Source organism: Bradyrhizobium sp. AT1 (genome assembly GCF_001590795.1).
Classification (GTDB): domain Bacteria; phylum Pseudomonadota; class Alphaproteobacteria; order Rhizobiales; family Xanthobacteraceae; genus Bradyrhizobium.
Genome location: NZ_JXDL01000001.1, coordinates 6,788,086 through 6,788,733, shown reverse-complemented (window position 1 = coordinate 6,788,733; position 648 = coordinate 6,788,086). Strand labels below are relative to the sequence as shown.

Here is a 648-nt window from a genome sequence, read left to right as displayed (position 1 = left end):
TGACGGTCTCTCCGCCTCCAACAGTGTCCGTGTTGAGAGATCACCCCACCCCGCCCGCGCGGCGCGCGTGCGACCCTCCCCCTCCAGGGGAGGGTAAGGAAGAATGAGCTGCGACGAATGCCTTCCGAGCCGACCATCAGCTATGCCCACGTCACCAAGAGCTTCGGCGCGCTCAAGGCTGTGGACGACGTCTCGCTCGACATCGCCGAGGGTGAGTTTCTGGCCATCGTCGGCGGCTCCGGCTCCGGCAAGACGACGCTGCTGCGGCTCGCCAACCGGCTGATCGAGGCCGATGGCGGCAGCATCGCGGTCGAGGGCGAGGACGTGCGAAGCGTCGATCCGGTCGCGCTGCGGCGGCGGATCGGCTACGTCTTCCAGGCTGGCGGCCTGTTTCCGCATCTGAGCGTCGCCGACAATATCGGGATCACGCCGAAACTGCTGGGCGAGCCGGCCGCGGATATCGCAGCGCGCGTCGACGAGTTGCTGGCGTTGGTGCAGCTCGACCGCGATGCGCATCGCGACCGCCTGCCGGAGGCGCTCTCCGGCGGCCAGCGCCAGCGCGTCGGGGTCGCGCGGGCGCTTGCGGCGAGGCCGCGCATCGTGCTGATGGACGAGCCGTTCGGCGCGCTCGATCCCCTCACCCGCGAC

1 protein-coding gene is annotated in these 648 nt (G+C 69.9%); it reads left to right on the top strand.

Features of this window, described 5'->3' with window-relative positions:
• Positions 1-117: 117 nt before the first annotated feature.
• A partial coding sequence (locus SE92_RS31495; protein ID WP_063202339.1) for an ATP-binding cassette domain-containing protein occupies positions 118-648 on the top strand: 531 nt, incomplete at its 3' end.